Here is a 20114-nt window from a genome sequence, read left to right on the forward strand (position 1 = left end):
CCTAAGCCGGTGGTCGCGGGACCCTTCCCGCGTCGGCCGGCCCTGCACCCGCTATGTTCGGCCGATGGATCGTGGTGATCTGATCGCTGACCGTTACCGGCTGGTAGAACAGATCGGGCGAGGCGGCATGGGCGTCGTGTGGCTGGCGACGGACACCACGCTGCGCCGGCCGGTGGCGCTCAAGGTCGGTGTCTCGGCCGACGAACCCGTCGCCGGCGCTCGGCTCGGGCACCCCAACGTGATCGCCGCCTACGACCTGGTCAAGACCGACGACGGCCGCGAATGCCTGGTGCTGGAGTACCTGCCGTCGCGCAGCCTGCGGCAGATCCGCGAGGACGACGGTCCGCTGCCGCCGCGCGAGGCGGCCGTCATCGGCGCGCAGATCGCCGCCGCGCTGGCGCACCTGCACGACCTGAACATGACCCACCGCGACGTCACCCCGGCGAACGTCCTGGTGACCGCGGACCGCACCGCCAAGCTCACCGACTTCGGCATCGCCACCTGGGCCAGCGACACCCGGACCGAGGACCCGAAAACCGGCGGCGGCACGCCCGGGTTCCAGGCGCCCGAGGTCGTCCGCGGAAACCGGGCGACCGCCGCGTCGGACGTGTTTTCCCTGGGCATGACGATCAGGTACGCGGTCGAGGGGCATCCCGCTCCCGAAGCCGCGCAAGGCGCGCCGCTCGGCGTCCTGCTGTCCCGGCTCACCGACCGCGACCCGGAGGCCCGGCCGACGGCGGACACCGTTCGGCAGCAGTTCGCGGCGCTGGCGAGACCCCGCACCCCGCGGCGGTGGCGGCTGGTCGCGGCGGGGATCGTCGTGCTGGCACTGGTGACAGCCTCGGTGGTCTGGTTCACGACCCGCGGGGACACCGAGCCGGCTGCCTCGGAGCCGTCGTCGTCCGTTTCTGCGTCCGGTCCCGAGTCGGTCATGGGCGATCCGCGCACCGCCGACCCGTGCGCCCTGACCTACGCCAACGCGCTCGCCGGCTACGGCGTCGTCGAAACTTCGCGCGACTACGGCAACTTCAACCGCTGCGACGCGCTGGTCTACCTGACCAAGGACCGCAAGGACTACGTCGACGTCAGAGTGGAGTTCGCGGTCGACGAGCAGGACGACGCCACGCCGGTGCAGCAGGTCGGCGCTGTCGGGATCCAGCGCCCACCCGCCGAAGACGGCAGCTGCACCCGGATCCTGCTGCTGCCCGGCCACCAGGTCGTCATCGACGCGGACCAGACCGGCGACCGGAATGTCGACCTGTGCGGCATGGCCGAGGCGATCACCAGCAGTGCACTGGTCTCCCTGAACGCCGGCCGGATCGCGCGGCGGACGCTCGAAGCCGGGTCGCTCGCCGCCAAGGACGCCTGCACGCTGCTCGACGCACCAGTTGTCACGGCGGCGCTCGGCCCTGGGCCGCTGAACCAGGTCCATTCCTTCGGGGACTGGGAATGCCAATGGAGTTTCACCGACCGGTCGGGCGTCGCGAAGGTGGTCTTCGACCGGACGCTCGCCGAAAGCTTCGCCGCGTCCGGAAGCACCGCGCTCCGAGTCGGCGGTTTCGACGCCCGGGTGCTGCCGCAGGGGCGCAGTGACACCGACTGCGAGGTGGCCATCGTCTACCGCAGCTACGTCGAGGACACCCGGCCCCGGGTCGACGAACTGGTGCTGGTCGACGTCGAAGACAGTGAGAAGCAGCCCGAGCAGCTGTGCGATCCGGCGCGGCGCTTGGCGGACACGGTGGCGCAGCGGCTGTCGCGCTGAGGACCGGGAGGGGTCCCGCTCGCGCCGGGGGACCATGACCGGGCATGGCGGACAGCGGCGGCGGGAGGACGGATGGGCGGGACACGGGTGGACACGCGGAAGTACGAGCACCTGCGCGGCGGGGTGACCGACCCGGTGCCGGGTTCCCTGTTCGCGCTGGCCCTGTCGCAGGGCGTCTCCCTCGCGCCGGCGCCGGGCCGGGAGCTGCGGTTCGGCCGCAACCGGCCGCAGGTGGACCTGTGCATCGGCGAGGACGACCTGCGGGTCAGCCGGCAAACCGGGCTGATCAGCCACTCGGGCGGCGGCTGGCAGCTGGCCAACACGGGCCGCCTGCCCATCCGGCTGCCCGGCGACCAGTGGCTGTACCCCGAGCACGACCCGCTGCCGCTGGTGCCCGGCTACACCCCGATGTTCGTGCGCGGCACCCGTGGCCGCGAGCACATGATGGAGGTGTATGTGATCGGCCCGGACGGCTCCTGCCCGCCATCGCTGTTCGACGCCGTCACCCAGCCGCCGAAGCGGTATTGGCTGACTCCGGACGAAAAGCTGGTGCTCGTCGTGCTGGGGCAGCGCTATTTCGCGCAGGAGGCGTTCGCCCAGCCACTGGGCCGGAAGCAAGTCGCCGAGGAGATGGCGGAGCTGCAGCCCGACGGCGAGTGGACCGAGAAGAAGGTCGACCGCACGATCGCCGCGGTCCGGCTGCGGCTGAACCAGGACGGCGTGCCCGGCCTGACGAAGGACGAACTGGTCGAGCCGATCGGCAACATGCTCAACCACAACCTGATCCAGGCGCTGATGAGCACGTCGACGCTTGTTCCGTCCGACCTCAGCCTGTTGGACGGCTGGGACTGAGCGCCCGGGACGACGGTTGCTGAAGGCGGCGATCTTGCACCGCGGCGGATGGATCCGCGATCCGGGCGAGAAGAGCACTATCGGCTTCGACCAGTGTGTCCGCCGCGCCCTCTCGACCGGGAAGATCCAGTTCCTCTCCGAGGAGCAGGCGCTGACCCTGCAGTCGATCAACGGTCTTCGGGACGCCGCGCAGCACCACCTGCTGGACATCGGTGAAGGGCAGCTCTACCTGCAGGCCCAGTCCGGGATCACGCTGTCGGGGACTTCCTGAGGCACATTTTCGGTGAAAACCGTGCGACGTCCTCTCCGATCGCGTCCTGCCAATCGCGACGATCGCGCCGCTCGACCCCATCGCGGTTTTCATGGAAGAGATCCGTGAGGTCGCGCGTCTTCTGCAACCGGGCAAGCGCCGCGGCGCCGAGGTGACGGCGAGGCTTCGCGCTGTCGATCGTGGACGGCGCGATGCAGGGAGAGAAGCTCCGGCCCGGCGGAGGCACGTTGCAGGAGCTCGGCCGGCGGATCGGCAGCGGGATCACCGATCTGGACAGGCTCTTTCCCGGGATCGCGGCGGTCGGGCTCGTCTCCGAGAGTGCGGGGCCGACGATCAACCTGCGGATCGTCAAGAAGGAAGGTGTGCCGGTCACTCTGGTACCTGAGGGAGACCAGTCGGACGACTGCGCTGATCACGCGGCTGGCCATCAAGGAGAACGACGACTACGCCAAGCCCATCATCAACACCTGGTGTTACTCCAGCAACGTCCTCGAAGAGCTGCGGGGTGCGCTGGACGAGAAGCCTGCCGAGACCTGGTGGCAGGGAGTATCGCGTTTCGCGATCAGCCTGAACGTAGTGTCCGGCCGCCGTAACCGGCGCAGGAGGGCGCGTCGTCCTTGGTCGTTCGCGGCCGAGATTGCCGCCGGCGAACGAGTTGAGTTTGACCTGGGAACGATCCGGATGCCGGTCCCGTTGGACGGGCAGGGCGAAGTGGACTGGCACGACGCGCCGTTCTGATCGGGGATCGGTCAGTCGGTGGGATGTTCCAGGTGGCGTAGCACGGTCTGGAACTGAGCGCGGACCTCGGAGGCGTCCAGCGGCCAGTCAGCGATCGGCTCGGTCTCGGTGGGTTGGGCGAGTGCGTGGGCGCCTTCGTGGCTGCCGCATTCACCGCACACCCGGATGCACCGATCCTCGGTCGCCCGCGAGCGGGCGGGAAAATCACCCAGCGCGGCATCACAACGTGGGCAGATCCCCTCGGCCATTCGGGCCAGGACGCGGTCCACCGCGCGAACGCGGCCGACGCCCGCGAGGCCTGCCCTCTGCAGAGCTCGATCGACGCACTCCCGGTGCGCAGGAACGACCATCAACGAGTCACCCTTCCCAAGTAGGCGACGACGTCGGTGTCGAGCCACACGATCACGTCGTCGATGTGCTGACGCTGCAGTCCGAGTGCAGGCCCGACGGAGACGATCACGGTGGGGATGCCATCGTCCTCGCGTCGGTACTCGGCCCAGCCGTACTCCTTACCGCCGAACTGATCATCCAGCCAGGCCACCGGCCGATCGGCCACCCACTCGCGGATCGGCCTGACCTTGGGAGACCAGCCGAACGCGGGACCATCGTTCGGCACGTCGATGACCGCCATCTCGGGCAGACCCAGCCGCGGTGCGATCCACTCGGCGGCGCGGACACCCCAGCTGGTCGCCCACACCAGCTCAGCGCCGTGATCCACGAGTTCGCGCAGCCACTGCCCATGCTCGGGATTCAGCCACGCGGTTCCCGTCGCTGGACGACCGTTCGGGCCGAGCCCATCGAACTCGTAGGACCGGTAGCCCCGCTCCGAGAGCGTCGGCTCGCCCCCTGCCGGCGCGGGATCGGTGGGCCAGCACTCCATCGACATCCACTGCCACGACCGCGCCGCGCATTCTCACTCCTTCGGTCAGCCCCCGCGCCTCTGCCGACGGGGACCAGCACATTGTCCCATTCGCACCGACGGCGATTCTCCCGAGTTCCCCGACAGGCGGAAATGGTCCGGACGACCTCACTTGCCCACATCACGCGAGTGCTCGAGCGGCCATCGTCGGTTGCCGGAAATCTTGGCGAGCTGGTGCGGAACCACGTTGAACCGGACGCAACGTGGCAAGGCGTCCGCGGGCAAGAGCAACGGAGGTGATCGCAAGAAATCCAAGCGGAGCTTCAAAGCGCAGCCCGGCGAAAGAACCGCCGGTGAGCTGGACGATGCGCAGCTCGCACAACCCATCGAAACGGAAGCAATGACGGCCGTTGCCCTACCCGTTTTTGGTGATCTTGAGGACGATCTGCGCAACCATGGGGTGATCATCGTGGGTGTTTGGGATCCCTGCTTTGACAACGTGTGGTGCGAGTTCTCGATCAGCAGGGCGTCGATGTCATCTCGTCGTCACGCACCTGACGCTAGGACGAGCGGAAACGCGCCGGGTACGGGGTCCGACGTGTCAGCTTGTCGGGAGGTAGCCGTGGTGCAGGTAGAGGGGTTGCCTCGTTCGCAGGGCTTCCAGGCAGTGGTCGATGCGGCGGGCCATGTGCGGCGGGAGCAGTTCGTGGCAGTCGGCTGGCGTGCAGAAGCGTGCTTCGTCGACTTCGGCAAGGTCAGGGCGGATCTGGTCGGGTTCGACGATGCCGCCGTCGAAGAGCCAGTTCGTGAGCAGTGCCGGTTGCCCGTCGGGCAACGTGTAAGGGACCAGGTCGGCGACGAGCAGGTTCCCGGCTTTCACGTCGAGACCGATTTCCTCGGTGACTTCGCGTTCTGCGCCGGCGGGCGGGAATTCGCCGGGTTCGAGCCCGCCGCCGGGCAGCTCCCACAGTTTTGCGCCGTAGGTGGTGTGCACGAGCAGTACGCGTGCGTGCTGGTCGCGGATGATCAGGCCGGCGCCGGCGATCATTTTGCCGCGGCGCGCGTAGTGCTCGGCGGGGGAGAGCTGCGGTGCCTGGGTCATGCCGGGCGAGGCTACCCACACCGGTGTCGGCTGTTACGCCCGGTAGGCGTTTCAGTCTCCTTTTGCGACATCCGGTGCGATCTCGATCCGGCCGTCGACGAGGGTGTAGCGCTGGTCGCAGCCGGGTTTCGGGCAGCGGCGGGTGTCGTCGAGGCGGGTGGCACAGACACAGACCCAGCCGACCTGGCGCGCGGGGTTGCCGAGGACGAGGGCGTGGTCGAGGACGTCGCGGCCGACGACGGCGCCGAGTCCGACGAGGGCGTGCTGACCGATGGTGATTCCGGGCGCGACGGCCGCGTGCGCGCCGACTGTCGCGCCGCGGCGGATGGTGACCGGCGCGGAGGTGCTGGAGGTCGTCGATGACGCCGAGACCCGCGGAGCGGCGGAGTTACGCAGCGGTGAGCATGGTGTCGGTGACGCTTGGTTTCAGGTCGGCTCCTCCACACACCATTCGCCCAGCTCGCGAAACTCTTGATGCGTCGAGCGTCCTGACAAACACGCCAGGTAACACCAAATAGCCACGTACGGGAGAACACGAAACAGACCGCCGTGGATCCCGCCACGATACCCACCGCACCGCAGGACGGCCGGCCCTTCACCGTTGAGAATCGAGCTCCGGGGAGAGCCGGCCGTCCAGCTGGTGGACCGCATCCCCCACGTTGGCCGCGGATGCGTGCGGAAATCGTCGTCCTCGTCCACGGCAGAGGATGCGGAGGGCGGCACGAAGGGGATGAGGTGCCGGGCTCGCGTAGGGGGCGAGCCCGGCACCACCTTCAACTCCGCGCTTTCCCGACGAACACATCGCCACTACAGCAGCCATCCGCCGGCGCCAGCGAGCCAGGACACCCCAGAGGCTGACCCTGCACCCCGTCGGACAGTCACGCTCGGACCGCAGGACCGGCCTTCGTACTCGCCGACGCTGTGCCGGCGCCCGCCACCACCGCGGAGCCGACAAATGCGGCCACCGTCATGAGCTTCGCAGTACTGATCACAGTCCTCCTGCGTGAGGGCCCAATTGTGAAGCCACGCAAGGCGAATACGCCTGGACGAAGGTCGTCGTACATCCCTGGCACGAGTGGGGGATCTCACCCGGAGCAAGCCACTACGGGCGTCGCGGCCGAACACCCTGCAGACCAAGGCAATCAGTGACGGACCACGGAAGATCGTCACACGCGACCAAGGAGCAGACCCCTGATGAACTTCATGCAGTCGATCGTGAACCTGATCATCTCGTTCGGAAACATCAGCATCTTCTGATGGATCAGCGGCGCCGACCCGCGTCGCACTCGGACTTAAAGCCGTGACCAGCTCGTTCGGGCAGGTCGCGGCTTTTCGTTGTCAGCAAAAGAGATTCTTCAACGGCTACAGCAAAGTCGATCTTCGGTCACCCCTTGGTGTGTCATGTCACTCGAACCAGTCCAGCCGGTGGAGTGAACACGAACCACTCGCAGATCGAGAGAGATGATCACGCGGCGTCGAGCGCCGCCGAGCTTCGTCATCAATGCGAACGGGGAGCCGTGGTAGTCATGTGCGAGAACGTCCTGGAATTGTCGTTGGCCCAGCGAGGAATCTGGTTCGCCCAGCAGCTGGCTCCCGGCAACCCGATGTTCACCATCGCGCAGTACCTCGACATCGACGGTGCGGTTGATCACACCGCGCTGGCCGACTCGATCCGGCACGTACTGCAAGAAACCGAGGCTCTGCGCCTCAGATTCACCGAAGTAGACGGAGAACCACGGCAGTTCGTGGCACCGCTCGGCGAGTGGACCTTGCCCATCGTCGACCTGAGCACCGAAGCGAACCCCGAAGCCGCTGCGCTGGAATGGCTGCGCACGGACCTCGCCACACCGCCTGATGTGTTCGGTGATCGGCTCTTCGCCGCGACGCTGCTTCGGCTGGGCCCGGCACGGTACTTCCTGCACCAGCGCGTGCACCACCTCCTGGTGGACGGCTACGGCGCGGCGCTCGTGCTCACCCGCGTCGCCGCCGGCTACCGGACACGGCAACACGGCGAGCAGCTCGAACCAGCCGGTTTCGGCTCCCTGGAAGAACTTCTGGCCGAAGATCGCGCGTATTCGGCCTCGGAGCGCGGCCTCGTGGACGCGCAGTACTGGCGTGAGCGGTACGCCGACCACCCCGAAGCCACGGTGCTCACCGACTCGGTCGCGGCGATGGACGACGGATTCCTCCAGCACAGCGGCCGGCTCGACGTCGCCGAAGCGGAGAACCTGCGTGCCGTGGCTCGCGAGTCGCGGACCGACTGGGCGCCCTTCGTCATCGCGGCCGCGGCCGCCTACCTGCACCGCACCACCGGCGACCAGGACGTGGTGCTGGGTCTGCCCGTCACCGCACGGCGCACGCCGGTGCAGCGCACCACTCCCGCGATGGTGTCGAACGTCGTCCCGCTGCGGCTGCGGATCACGCCATCGACGACGATGCGCGAGCTCGTGACGCAGACCTCGCGCGAGGTGCGCAACGCACTGAAGCACCAGCGCCACCGCGCCGAAGATCTGCGGCGGGAACTCGGCTTGTCCCGCGACCGGCGCCTGCACGGCCCGACCGTCAACATCCTCCCGTTCGACCCGCGGATCGAGTTCGGCTCGCACGGGGCCGCCCTGCACAACCTGTCGGTCGGCCCGGTCGACGACCTGTCGATCGTCGTCCAGGGCATCTCGCCCGAGCACGGCGTCCGGGTCGACTTCGACGCCAACCCGCGCCGCTACGACCAGGACACCCTCGCCGGCCATCACGACCGGTTCCTCCGGCTCCTGCGGGCAGCCATCGCTTCCCCGACGACAGCCGTGGGGCAGATCGAGCTGCTCGGCGACGACGACCGCGACCTCGTCCTGAACCAATGGAATACCACCACCGTCGAGACCGAGCCGACGACCGTGCCGGAGCTGTTCGCCCGGCAGGTCGCACGGACCCCCGACCGGACCGCCATCGGCGACGGCCAGATCAGCTACACCTTCACCGAACTCGACGAGCGAGCCGAGCGGCTCGCCCGGGTACTCACCCACCGCGGCGCCGGCCCCGGCCGGATCGTCGCCGTCGCCCTGCCCCGCTCGGCGGACACGATCACCGCGCTGCTCGCGGTCACCCGCGCGGGCGGGGTCTACCTGCCCCTGGACGTGACCCACCCGCCGGAGCGCCTCGCCGCGCTGCTGGCGGACGCGAACCCCGCCCTGGTGATCGGCCACAGCGAGACCGAAGCCCTGCTCCCCCGCACCGACCTGGTCCTCGACCGCCTCGACCTGGCCGAAGCCACCGGCGCCGACCCGCGACCGCCCAGGCCGGACGACCTCGCCTACCTGATCCACACTTCCGGCTCGACCGGCATGCCGAAGGGCGTCGCCGTCGAGCACCGCGCGCTGGGGAACCTGTTCGCCAGCCACCAGCGACGGCTGTTCGCCGCGGGCCGCGCGGCCGCTGGCAAGGATGTGCTGCGCGTCGCGCATCTGTCCGGGGTCGCCTTCGACGCCGCCTGGGACCCGGTGCTGTGGCTGCTGGACGGGCACGAGCTGCGGATGGTGCCCGACACCGTGCGCCGCGACCCCGAAGCGTGCGCCCGTTACCTGGCCGACGAGGGCATCGACTCCATCGAGACCACGCCGTCCTACGTGCGGCAGCTGCTCGCCTCGGGCCTGCTGGACCACCCCGGCCGGCACCCGCGGCTCGTCGCCCTGGGCGGCGAACCCGTCACCCCCGCCCTGTGGACGGAGCTGACCGAGGGAACCCGCCTGCTGGCCGTGAACCTCTACGGGCCGACGGAATCCACCGTGGACAGCGTGATGGCGGCCTTACCGTCCTACACCGAGCCGGCGATCGGGACTCCGGTGGCCAACGTCCGCGCCTACGTCCTCGACACCGCGCTGCGACCCGTGGCGCCCGGCGTTCCCGGCGAGCTGTACCTCGCCGGTGCCGGGCTGGCCCGCGGCTACCACGAGCGCGCGGCCCTGACTGCGCAGCGTTTCGTGGCCAACCCGTTCGACGGCCCCGGCGAGCGGCTCTACCGCACCGGTGACCTGGTGCGCTGGAACCGCCAGGGTGCGCTGGAGTACCTGGGCCGGACCGACGACCAGGTGAAGATCCGTGGCTTCCGGATCGAGCCCGGCGAGGTCGAAGGCACGCTCACCGCCTACCCGGACGTCGATCAGGCCGCGGTCGTCGTGCACGGCTCCGGCGACGCCGCCCGGCTGATCGCCTACGTCGTCTCGAGCACCGACCCGGCGCAGCTTCGGTCACGGCTGGGCGGCAGCCTGCCCGGCCACCTGGTGCCCCAGGCCGTCATCGCGGTCCCCGACCTCCCGCTGACCCCCAACGGCAAGCTCGACAAGGCCCGGCTGCCCGAGCCGTCCGGGCCGGCCACCGGCCGCGCCCCGGCTACCGCCGTGGAAGAGCGGCTCTGCGCGATCTTCGCCGAAAGCCTCGACGTCGCCGCAGTGGGCGTCGACGACGACTTCTTCGACCTCGGCGGGCACTCGCTGCTCGCCACCCGGGCGGTCGGGCGGATCCGCGCCGAGCTCGGCATCGAGGTGGCCATCCGCGATCTGTTCGAGGCCGGCACCCCGGCCTTGCTGGCCGAACGGCTCAGCTCGCGCGAAGCCGAGCACCGGCCCGTCCTGGTGGCCGGCACCCGAGGTGACCGGGAGCCGCTGTCGTCCGCCCAGCAACGGCTGTGGTTCCTCAACCGGCTGAACCCGGACGCGGCCGACTACACGATGCCCGCCGTCCTGCGCCTCACCGGCAAGGTCGACGTCACCGCGCTGACGCTCGCCTTGACCGACGTCGTCACTCGGCACGAGAGCCTGCGGACGATCTTCGCCGAGCACGACGGTGAGCCCTACCAGCGGATCCTGCCCGCCGAGGCGGCCGGAATCGCCCTCGGCACCGAGGAGATCCCGGCCGGACGGCTCGACGGCCGGCTCGCCGAGGAAGCCGCTCGCGGGTTCGACCTCGCCGTCGAAGCTCCGCTGCGGGCCACGCTCCTGCGCCTGTCGGCCACCGAGCATGTCCTCGTGCTGGTGCTGCACCACATCGCCGGTGACGGCTGGTCGTTCGGGCCGCTGGCCCGCGACCTCGCCGTCTCCTACCAGCGGCGGCTGGCCGGCGAAGGCGCCGGGCTGCCCCCGTTGGCCGTGCAGTACGCCGACTACACACGCTGGCAGCGGGAGCTGCTCGGCGACGAGACGGATCCCGCCAGCCGGGGCGCGAAGCAGCTGGCCCACTGGACCGGCGCGCTGCGGGACCTGCCCGCCGAGATTCCGCTTCCGGCCGACCGGCCGCGTCCGCCTACGCCGACCGGCGCCGGGTCCGCGGTACCGGTCAGCCTGCCGCGCCACGTGCACGCCGCGCTCACCGGCTTGGCGGGCCGGCACGGCGCGAGCCTGTTCATGGCCTTGCACGCCGGATTCGCCGCCACCCTGGCGAAGTTCGGCGCGGGCAGCGACGTCACGATCGGGACCCCGGTCGCCGGGCGCACCGAGCCGGCGCTCGACGAGCTGATCGGGTTCTTCGTCAACACGCTCGTCCTGCGGACCGACCTCACCGGCAACCCGACGTTCGCCGAGGTGCTGCGGCGGGTCCGCGACGCCGACCTGGCCGCCTTCGAGCACCAGGACCTGCCGTTCGAGCGCATCGTCGAGCAGCTGGCCCCCGAGCGCGTCCCGGGCCGCAACCCGCTGTTCCAGGTCCTGCTCACGCTGCAGAACAACCCGGCGCCCGTGGCCGAGCTCGGCGATCTGCGGATCGAGACGGGACCGGCGGCCACCACCACGACCGCCAAGTTCGACCTGTCGCTCATCCTCACCGAAACCCACGACGCCGCCGGCGCCCCGGCAGGGATCAGCGGCGACCTCGAATACAGCACCGACCTGTTCGACCGCGTGACCGCGAAGCGGCTGGTGCGCGGTCTGGTGACGCTGCTGGAGAACGCTCTGGCCGCTCCGGACGCACCGTTGCACGCCACCTCCGTGCTCACCGACGACGAGCAGGCCGAGCTGGTGGCGCGCTCGGCTGGACGCCGACGTCCGGTGCCCGCCACCACGCTGCCCGAACAGCTCGGCGCCGCGGCCGCGCGGCACCCGGACCGGACGGCGGTGGTCGCCGCCGACCGGCGGCTGACGTTCGCCGAACTCGACGAGCGCGCGACCCGGCTGGCCGCGACCCTGACCGCCCGCGGCGCCGGACCCGGGCAGGTCGTGGCGGTGGCGCTGCCTCGCTCGGCCGACACCGTCGTGGCCCTGCTGGCCGTCCTGCGCGCGGGCGCGGTCTACCTGCCCGTCGACATCGACTACCCGGCCGACCGGATCGCCTACCTGCTCACCGACGCGCGGCCCGTGCTGCTGGTCAGCACCGCCGACGTGGCCGCCGGTCTTACCGGCGCCCCGGCCACCGTGCTGCTCGACGGCGAGTGGGAGGGCGAAGGGCAGTCTCCGGTCGCTCCGGTGCCCGAGGACCTGGCCTACCTGCTCTACACGTCGGGCTCGACCGGCCGTCCCAAGGGCGTCGCGGTGGAGCACCGCAGCCTGGTGAACCTGCTCGAGAGCCACCGCGCCGAGGTGTTCGCCCCGGCCACGGCCGCGGCAGGACGTGACGTCCTGCGGATCGCGCACACCGCCGGAGTGTCCTTCGACGCCTCCTGGGACCCGATCCTGTGGCTGGCCGACGGGCACGAGCTGCACGTGCTCGACGACGACACGCGACGCGATCCCGAAGCCCTCCTCGGCTACGTCGGCCGGGAGCGGATCGACGCGATGGAAACCACGCCCTCCTACGTCCGGCAGCTGCTGGAAATGGGCCTGCACACCGCCACGCACCGGCCGACCGTGCTGGCCCTCGGCGGCGAGGCCGTCGATACCGCGCTGTGGCGAGACCTCGCCGGCCGTCCGGAAATCCTGGCGTTCAACTTCTACGGCCCCACCGAGTCCACTGTGGACTCCGTGGTCGGCCGGATCGCCGAGCACCCCGCGCCGGTCATCGGCGCCGGGATCGCCAACGTGGGCACCTACGTGCTCGACGCGGCGCTGCGGCCGGTTCCGGCCGGGGTGACCGGCGAGCTGTACCTCGACGGCGCCGGCCTGGCCCGCGGCTACCGCGGCCGCCCCGCGCTGACGGCGGAACGGTTCGTCGCCAACCCGTTCGCCGGGAACGGCACCCGGATGTACCGCACGGGCGACCGCGTGCGCTGGACCACCGGCGGCGAGCTGAAGTTCGTCGGGCGCACCGACGACCAGGTCAAGATCCGCGGTTTCCGGGTCGAGCCCGGCGAGGTCGAAGCCGTGCTGGCCACCGCCGACGGTGTGTCGGCCGCCGCCGTGGTCGTCCACCGGAGCGCGGCCGGCGTCGACCGGCTCGTCGGGTACGTCACCCCTGGCACGGCCGACGTCGCCGAGCTGCGCCGGCACGCCGCCGCGACCTTGCCGGACTACATGGTCCCGCAGGTGATCGTCGCGCTGCCCGAGCTGCCGCTGACCCCCAACGGCAAGCTCGACAAGGCGAAGCTGCCGGAGCCGGCCCCGGCCGCCGTCGTGGCGAGGCGCCCCGGCACCGGCACGGAGGCCGAGCTGTGCGCGGTGTTCGCCGACGTCCTCGGGCTCGCCGACGTCGGCCCCGACGACGACTTCTTCGCACTCGGCGGGCACTCGCTGCTGGTGACCCGGCTGGTCAGCCGGCTGCGCTCCCGCTTCGGTGCCGAGGTCGCCATCCGGACCGTGTTCGAAGCCGCCACGCCCGCCGCGCTCGCGGCCCGGATCGGCGACCGGACTGCTCCCCGCGCCCGGCTGCGACGCCAGGAACGCCCGGAGCGCGTCCCGCTGTCCTTCGCGCAGCGGCGGATGTGGTTCCTCAACAGCTTCGAAGGCACCGGAGCGGGCTATCACATCCCGATGGTGCTGCGGCTGCGCGGCACCCTGGACCGGGCGGCCTTGGCCGCCGCGCTGCGCGACGTCGTCGAGCGGCACGAGACCCTGCGGACGGTCTTCCCCGTCACCGACGGGGTGCCGTACCAGCAGCTCGTGCCGATGACGGAGATTCCCGCCGGGCTTCCCCCGCTGGAGGCCGGGCCGGGCGGGATCGCCGAGACGATCGCCGCCTACGCCGCGACGCCGTTCGGGCTCGAGACGGATCTGCCGCTGCGCGCGGCGCTGCTGCCGGTGGAGGCGGACGAGCACCTGCTCGTGCTCGTCGCGCACCACATCGCCACCGACGGCTGGTCGACCGCGCCGCTGGCCCGCGACCTCGCCGCCGCTTACACCGCGCGGCTCGGCGACCAGGCAGCCGAACTGCCCACCCTCCCGGTCCAGTACCCGGATTACGCGCTGTGGCAGCAAGAACTCCTCGGGTCCGAAGAGGACACCGACAGCCCGTTGCGACAGCAGCTCGCCTACTGGCGCGACGCCCTCACGGGACTGCCGGAGGAATTGACACTGCCGCATGACCGGCCGCGCCCGGCCGAGTCGAGCTACACCGGCGGCACGGTCCGGCTGGACCTGCCGGCCGAGCTGCACGCCCGCCTGGCCGCCTTCGCGGCGGACAACGGCGCGAGCCTGTTCATGGTGCTGCACGCGGGCCTGGCGGCGCTGCTTTCCCGGCTGGGCGGCGGAACGGACGTGCCGATCGGCACGCCGGTCGCGGGCCGGACCGACGAGCAGCTCGACGACCTGGTCGGGTTCTTCGTCAACACGCTGGTGCTGCGGGCCGACCTGTCCGGCACGCCCGGGTTCGCGGAGCTGCTGGAGCGAGTGCGGGCAACGGACCTCGCCGCGTTCGACCACCAAGACGTCCCGTTCGAGCGGATCGTGGAGGAGCTCGCTCCGGCGCGCACGCTCAACCGGCACCCGCTGTTCCAGGTGATGCTCACGCTGCAGAACACCCCGCCGATGCGTCTGCGGCTGCCCGATCTCGACGTGTCGGTCGCCGAGCACGACGAGGTCGCCGCGGCGAAGTTCGACCTGTCACTGTCGCTGGCCGAGCGCCACGACGACGTCGGCGCGCCGGCCGGGCTCTCCGGCACGATCGAGTTCAGCGCCGACCTGTTCGACCGCGCGACCGCCGTCCGCCTCGGCGGGTGGCTGCACAAGCTGCTCGACGCCGCGCTCGACGACCCGGCACGACCGGTCGCCGAGCTGGACCTGCTGAGCGCGGGCGAAGTCGAAGCGGTCCTGGAGACGTGGAACGACACCCGGCGCGCGCTGCCGCCGGAGACGATCACCACGGCCTTCGAACGTCACGCCGGTGAGGACACCGCGGTCGTGGCGGCCGACGGCGCCTTGACGACGTCGGCGCTCAACGCCGCGGCGAACCGGCTGGCCCGGCTGCTGCGGCAGCGGGGCATCGGCGCCGGGCACACCGTCGCCGTCGCGGTGCCGCGCTCGGTGGACACCATGGTCGCGCTGCTCGGCGTGCTCAAGTCCGGCGCCGCGTACCTGCCGATCGACCTGAGTTACCCGGCCGACCGGATCGCGTACATGCTGGCCGATGCCGGCCCCGCCGCGGTGGTGAGCACGTCCGATGTGGACGGTCTCCCGGCCGGCATCGACCGCGTCGACCTCGACGCGCCGGAAACCCGGACGGCACTGGCCGGAATCGCGGACGCCGACCTGTCCGACGCCGAGCGCCTGCGTCCTCTCTCGGCCCGGCAACCGGCCTACGTCATCTACACCTCCGGGTCGACCGGGCGGCCGAAGGGCGTCGTCGTCGAGCACCGGTCGCTGACGAACCTCCTGCACCACCACGAGGAGACCGTGTTCGCACCCGCTGCGAAGCGGCTCGGGGACCGGCGGTTGCGGGTCGCCCTGACCGCGGCGGTCGCCTTCGACGCCTCGTGGGACCCGGTGCTGTGGATGATCGCCGGGCACGAGCTGCACATCGTCGACGACGACACCCGCCGCGACGCACGTGCCCTCGTCGACTACCTGCGCGACGAGCGGATCGACGCCATCGAGACGACCCCGTCGTACCTGCGGCAGCTGATGGCGGCCGGCCTGCTCGATGCCGGGCACCGGCCGTCGGTCGTGGCTCTCGGCGGTGAACCCGTGGAGGACGGGCTGTGGGCACGGCTGCGCGCCGAGCCGAACCTGGCGGCGTACAACTTCTACGGCCCTACGGAGTCCACAGTGGACTCCGTGGTCGCGGCGCTCGACGAGCGCGACCGGCCGGGGATCGGCCGGCCCGTGCGCAACACCCGCGCCTACGTCCTCGACGCCCGGCTGCGGCCGGTCCCGGCCGGCGTCCCGGGCGAGCTGTACCTGTCCGGGGCGGGCGTCGCCCGCGGCTACCTCAACCGGACCCGGCTGACCGCGGAACGCTTCGTCGCCGACCCCTACAGCGGCACCGGCGACCGGATGTACCGCACCGGCGACCTCGCCCGCTGGCGCGACGACGCGTCCCTGGAGTTCCTGGGCCGCGCCGACGACCAGGTGAAGCTCCGCGGCTTCCGGATCGAGCCCGGCGAGATCGCCGCCTTGCTGGAAGCGGACCCGGCGGTCGCCGAAGCGGCGGTCGTGGTCCGAGGCGGCGAGCGGCTGGTGGCCTATGTCGTGCCGACGGCCACCGCGGTGAGCCCGGACCGACTGCGCGCGGCCCTGGCCGGGCAGGTGCCGGAGTACATGGTGCCCTCGGCGTTCGTCGCGCTCGACGGGCTCCCGCTCACCCCGAACGGGAAGCTGGACCAGCGTGCCCTGCCCGCGCCGCCGGACGCCGCCACGGGATCGCGCGGGCCGCGGTCGCCCCGCGAGGACCTGCTCTGCAAGCTCTTCGCCGAGACGCTCGGGCTTCCGCGTGTGGGCATCGACGACAGCTTCTTCGAGCTGGGCGGGCACTCTCTGCTGGCCAGCGGTCTGATCACCCGGGTCCGCGCGGCGTTCGGCGTCGACCTGCCGATCCGGCGGCTGTTCGAGCACCCGACCGTGGCGGGCCTGGCGGCCAAGCTGGATTCCGGGACCGAAGGCAGCGATCTCGACGTGCTGCTGCCGCTGCGCACCACCGGCAGCCGGCCACCGCTGTTCTGCGTCCACCCGGCCAGCGGGCTGTCCTGGAGCTACTCCGGGCTGCTGAAGCACCTGTCGCCGGACCAGCCGCTCTACGGCCTGCAGTCGCGCAAGCTCACCGACCCGAGCTACACACCGGCGAGCATCGCCGAGATCGCCGCCGGGTACGTCGAGCACATCCGCTCGGTGCAGCCCCACGGCCCGTACTACCTGCTGGGCTGGTCCTTCGGCGGCAACCTCGCCCACGAGGTCGTCGCGCAGCTGGAGACCGCGGGCGAGGAGATCGGGCTGCTGACCGTGCTGGACGCCTACCCGCAGGCCCCGGCCGACGGCCTGGAGGTGGCGAGCGAGGCGAAGATGTTCGCCGCGCTCCTGCACAACCAGGGCTTCCCCGTGCCGGCGGACGTGACGCTCGACCGCGCGAGCGTGCTCGCGCACTACCGCGAGATCGGCAACCCGATGGGCAGCCTGACCGAAGCGGCCCTCGGCGGCATGATCGGCGCGTTCGTCAGCCAAGCCCAGCTGATGGGCGACTTCGTGCCCCACACGGTCGCCGCGGACGTGCTGTTCTTCACGGCCACCGCCGACCGCGACCCGCACGGCCCGGTGCTGGCCGACTGGATGCCCTACCTCAGCGGCGACGTCGAGAACCACGACGTCGAGGCCGCCCACGCCCAGCTCACCCAGCCGGACGCGCTGGCCCGGATCGGCCCGGTCCTCGCCGAGCGCCTCGCCGACCGGCAGCCCCGCCCCGACCAGCCACGAGCCAAGACAGGGAACTGATCATGACCAACCCCTTCGAATCCGACGACGCGCAGTACCTGGTGCTGACCAACCACGAGAACCAGCACTCCCTGTGGCCGGCCTTCGCCGGCGTCCCGGACGGCTGGACCACGGCCTTCGGGCCGGAGGCCCGCCAGGCGTGCCTCGACTTCGTCGAACGGAACTGGACCGACATCACCCCGCAAAGCCTGCTGCGCGAGGAGAACTCCCGATGACCGCGCTACCCGCGATCCGGCTCGAAGAACTTCGAAAGTCCTTCGGCCCCAAGACCGCCCTCGACGGCATCGACCTCGACATGCCCGCTGGCGCGGTGTTCGGCCTGCTCGGCCCCAACGGCGCCGGGAAGACCACCACCGTCCGGATCATCACCACCCTGCTGGCCCCCGACAGCGGCCGGGCCTTGGTCGCCGGCGCCGACGTCGCCCGCGACCCCGACCGGGTCCGGCGCTCGATCGGCGTCTCCGGGCAGTACGCCGCCGTCGATGACAAGCTCACCGGATTCGAGAACCTCTACCTCGTCGCGAAGCTCTACGGCATGCGCCGTCGCAAGGCCGCCTCGACCGCGCGCGAGCTGCTGAGCCGCTTCCACCTCGACGACGCCGCCGACCGCCTGGCCGGGACGTACTCCGGCGGGATGCGGCGACGGCTGGATCTGGCCGGCGCGCTCGTCGCCGCTCCCCCGGTCGTCGTGCTCGACGAACCCACGACCGGACTGGACCCGCAGAGCCGCCTCGACACCTGGGACATCGTGGGCGAGCTCGTCCGCGAAGGCACCACCGTCCTGCTCACCACGCAGTACCTCGAGGAAGCCGACCAGCTGGCCGACCGGATCGCGGTCATCGCCGAGGGCCGGGTCGTCGCCGAAGGCACCAGCGACCAGCTCAAGAGCACCACCGGCGGGGAACGGATCGAGCTGGTCACCGCCGATGCCGCAGACCTCGCCGCGGCCCACCGGGTCCTCGCGGCGATCGGGGGCGCCCCACCGAAGCTGGATCGGCGCGCCCGCCGCGTCGAAGTCGCCGTCGGCGCCGGGCAGAACGGCCAGCACGCCCTCGCCGCCGCGGCGTCCCGGCTCACCGCCGACGGGATCCAGGTCCTCGACCTCGGGCTCCGCCGCGCCACGCTTGACGACGTCTTCCTGGCCCTGACGCGCCACGCGGCCGACGACGACACCGCCGTCCTGCCCCCGGTGGTCGACTGGCCGGCGCACTCGGGCGACCTCGACCGGGAAGAGGTGGGCGCGTGACCACCCTGACCCGGGTCGCCCGCGACAGCGGCTCCCTCGCCTGGCGCAACCTGCTCACCATCCGGCGCACACCCGGCTCGATCTTCGCCAGCATCCTGCAGCCGATCATGTTCGTGCTGCTGCTGGGCTACGTCTTCGGCGGCAGCCTGGGCGGCGACGCCTACCGCGAGTTCATCATGGGGGGCATCTTCGCGCAGACCGTCACGTTCAACGCCTCGTTCACCACCATCGGCCTCGCCAACGACCTGCAGAAGGGCATCGTCGACCGGTTCCGCTCCCTGCCGACGTCCCGCGTCGCGGTGATGCTCGGCCGGACCACCTCCGACCTGACCACGAGCGTCGTCAGCCTGTTCGTCACCAGCCTGTGCGGACTCGCGATCGGCTGGCGCATCCGCGGCAGCATCCTCGACGCCGTCCTGGCCTACCTGCTGATCCTGCTGTTCGCCTTCGCGATGTCCTGGGTCGGCGCCTTCATCGGCCTGGTCTCCCGCAGCGTCGAGGTCGCGCAGAGCCTCGGCCTCATCTGGCTGTTCCCCGCGACGTTCATCTCCTCCGGCTTCGTCTCGGTGGCCGCCATGCCCGAACCGCTGGCGACGATCGCGGAGTGGAACCCGATCACCTCGCTGGCCAACGCGACCCGGGCCTTGTTCGCCAACCCGACCCCGGCCGCGCTACCACAGCCTCACGCCTGGCCGGCCCAACACGCGGCGCTCTACACCGCCCTCTGGGCCGCCGGGCTCATCGCGCTGTTCATGGCGCTGTCGGTCAACCGGTATCGCCGGGTCACCAGCCGGTAGCTCGGCGGGCGGCGCCCACCATCGCCTCCCGTTCCGGATCGACCCAGCTCAGGTGCGGCTCTTGAGCACGACGACTTCGTCTTCCTGCCGAGCTTGATCGTGCTGCCGGCGCACGACGGTGTCTACCACGAACTTCACTGGCTGATCGATCATCCGGTGGACCAGCGGCACACACCGGTGATGGCGGCATCGAGGTTCCCACCAAGCCCGTCGGTGCGGAGGAACACGTGCGAACCGGGCTCGAGGTCTAGGTGGTGATCGGCACGCGGCCGCTCGAATATCGTGTGTGAGGCGCCAGCCGATCGGGGTGGCCGACCGAGGTGAGCGCCGCAAACTGCCGGCGCGGCGGCAACAGGGCCAGTTCGACAGGGCTTCCTCGACCACCCGGGCGCCACACCGGCCCTCCAGCTCGGCCCGCAACGACCGCACCAGCCGCTGCCGCACCCGCCGCGCTCCCACGACGTCGCCGGCGGGCGGCACGGAGGGAACGAGGCGTACGCACAGCTTCCGCGTGGCCCGCCGGGAGGCCCCAGCGCTCCGGGCGACCCGACAACCAGCCAAAAAGGAGCGGGGGCACCGGATTCCGGCGCCCCGTTACCTTTTTCGTGGTTCCTGATCAAGGAGCTGTGGTCACCAGGCCCGGCATGACTTGCGCCCCCAGTCGAAGGCATGATCCGGGGGGTGGTGTCACCGGGTCTGGTGGCATCGACCGACCG

The 20114-nt window shown here is 71.1% G+C and carries 13 protein-coding genes; 9 read left to right on the plus strand and 4 right to left on the minus strand.

The annotated features are described in order from the left end of the window. Nucleotides 1-64 precede the first annotated feature (64 nt). The 3 genes from M8542_RS44215 to M8542_RS44225 all read left to right on the plus strand — a co-directional run bounded on the left by M8542_RS44215 (nucleotide 65) and on the right by M8542_RS44225 (nucleotide 2885). A complete protein-coding gene (locus M8542_RS44215; RefSeq protein ID WP_257926397.1) occupies nucleotides 65-1762 on the plus strand; it encodes a serine/threonine-protein kinase in 1698 nt (565 codons plus the stop codon). 72 nt (nucleotides 1763-1834) lie between these two features. Then, nucleotides 1835-2614: an FHA domain-containing protein gene (locus tag M8542_RS44220; protein ID WP_257926398.1), complete on the plus strand. Its 780-nt coding sequence runs from the start codon at nucleotides 1835-1837 to the stop codon at nucleotides 2612-2614. A gap of 16 nt (nucleotides 2615-2630) precedes the next feature. Then, a complete protein-coding gene (locus tag M8542_RS44225; RefSeq protein ID WP_257926399.1) occupies nucleotides 2631-2885 on the plus strand; it encodes a hypothetical protein in 255 nt (84 codons plus the stop codon). Here M8542_RS44225 and M8542_RS44230 read toward each other — a convergent pair. Continuing rightward, nucleotides 2863-3237: a hypothetical protein gene (locus M8542_RS44230; RefSeq protein ID WP_257926400.1), complete on the minus strand. Its 375-nt coding sequence runs from the start codon at nucleotides 3235-3237 to the stop codon at nucleotides 2863-2865. The two genes, M8542_RS44225 and M8542_RS44230, sit on opposite strands and share 23 nt — an antisense overlap. A gap of 8 nt (nucleotides 3238-3245) precedes the next feature. Here M8542_RS44230 and M8542_RS44235 point away from each other — a divergent pair, with 8 nt between their 5' ends. After that, complete coding sequence (locus tag M8542_RS44235; RefSeq protein WP_257926401.1) at nucleotides 3246-3623, plus strand: hypothetical protein; 378 nt, start codon at nucleotides 3246-3248, stop codon at nucleotides 3621-3623. A gap of 11 nt (nucleotides 3624-3634) precedes the next feature. On the opposite strand, the gene M8542_RS44240 is transcribed toward M8542_RS44235, so the two are convergent. The 3 genes from M8542_RS44240 to M8542_RS44250 all read right to left on the minus strand — a co-directional run bounded on the left by M8542_RS44240 (nucleotide 3635) and on the right by M8542_RS44250 (nucleotide 5584). Then, a complete protein-coding gene (locus M8542_RS44240; protein WP_257926402.1) occupies nucleotides 3635-3892 on the minus strand; it encodes a hypothetical protein in 258 nt (85 codons plus the stop codon). Nucleotides 3893-3972: 80 nt separating this feature from the next. Further along, entirely contained in the window at nucleotides 3973-4509 is a 537-nt protein-coding gene (locus tag M8542_RS44245; protein ID WP_257926403.1) for an HAD domain-containing protein, read from the minus strand. A 574-nt stretch (nucleotides 4510-5083) separates the two neighbouring features. Next, the gene (locus tag M8542_RS44250) at nucleotides 5084-5584 is read right to left on the minus strand and encodes an NUDIX domain-containing protein (RefSeq protein ID WP_257926404.1); all 501 of its coding nucleotides are present in this window, start codon (nucleotides 5582-5584) and stop codon (nucleotides 5084-5086) included. A 213-nt stretch (nucleotides 5585-5797) separates the two neighbouring features. On the opposite strand from M8542_RS44250, the gene M8542_RS44255 reads away from it, so the two are divergent. The 5 genes from M8542_RS44255 to M8542_RS44275 all read left to right on the plus strand — a co-directional run bounded on the left by M8542_RS44255 (nucleotide 5798) and on the right by M8542_RS44275 (nucleotide 19398). Continuing rightward, the gene (locus M8542_RS44255) at nucleotides 5798-5947 is read left to right on the plus strand and encodes a hypothetical protein (protein WP_257926405.1); all 150 of its coding nucleotides are present in this window, start codon (nucleotides 5798-5800) and stop codon (nucleotides 5945-5947) included. Between the two features lie 1163 nt (nucleotides 5948-7110). Continuing rightward, on the plus strand, nucleotides 7111-17355 hold the full coding sequence (locus M8542_RS44260) for a non-ribosomal peptide synthetase (protein WP_257926406.1): 10245 nt from the start codon (nucleotides 7111-7113) through the stop codon (nucleotides 17353-17355). A 2-nt stretch (nucleotides 17356-17357) separates the two neighbouring features. Beyond that, complete coding sequence (locus M8542_RS44265; protein ID WP_276587945.1) at nucleotides 17358-17570, plus strand: MbtH family protein; 213 nt, start codon at nucleotides 17358-17360, stop codon at nucleotides 17568-17570. After that, nucleotides 17567-18601 carry an ATP-binding cassette domain-containing protein gene (locus M8542_RS44270; RefSeq protein ID WP_257926407.1) on the plus strand — a complete coding sequence of 345 codons (1035 nt, stop codon included), beginning with the start codon at nucleotides 17567-17569 and terminating at the stop codon, nucleotides 18599-18601. The genes M8542_RS44265 and M8542_RS44270 overlap by 4 nt, the downstream gene beginning before the upstream one ends. Next, the gene (locus M8542_RS44275; protein WP_257926408.1) at nucleotides 18598-19398 is read left to right on the plus strand and encodes an ABC transporter permease; all 801 of its coding nucleotides are present in this window, start codon (nucleotides 18598-18600) and stop codon (nucleotides 19396-19398) included. The genes M8542_RS44270 and M8542_RS44275 overlap by 4 nt, the downstream gene beginning before the upstream one ends. The last annotated feature ends 716 nt before the right edge of the window (nucleotides 19399-20114 follow it).

This window comes from Amycolatopsis iheyensis, from assembly GCF_024703995.1.
GTDB lineage: Bacteria > Actinomycetota > Actinomycetes > Mycobacteriales > Pseudonocardiaceae > Amycolatopsis > Amycolatopsis iheyensis.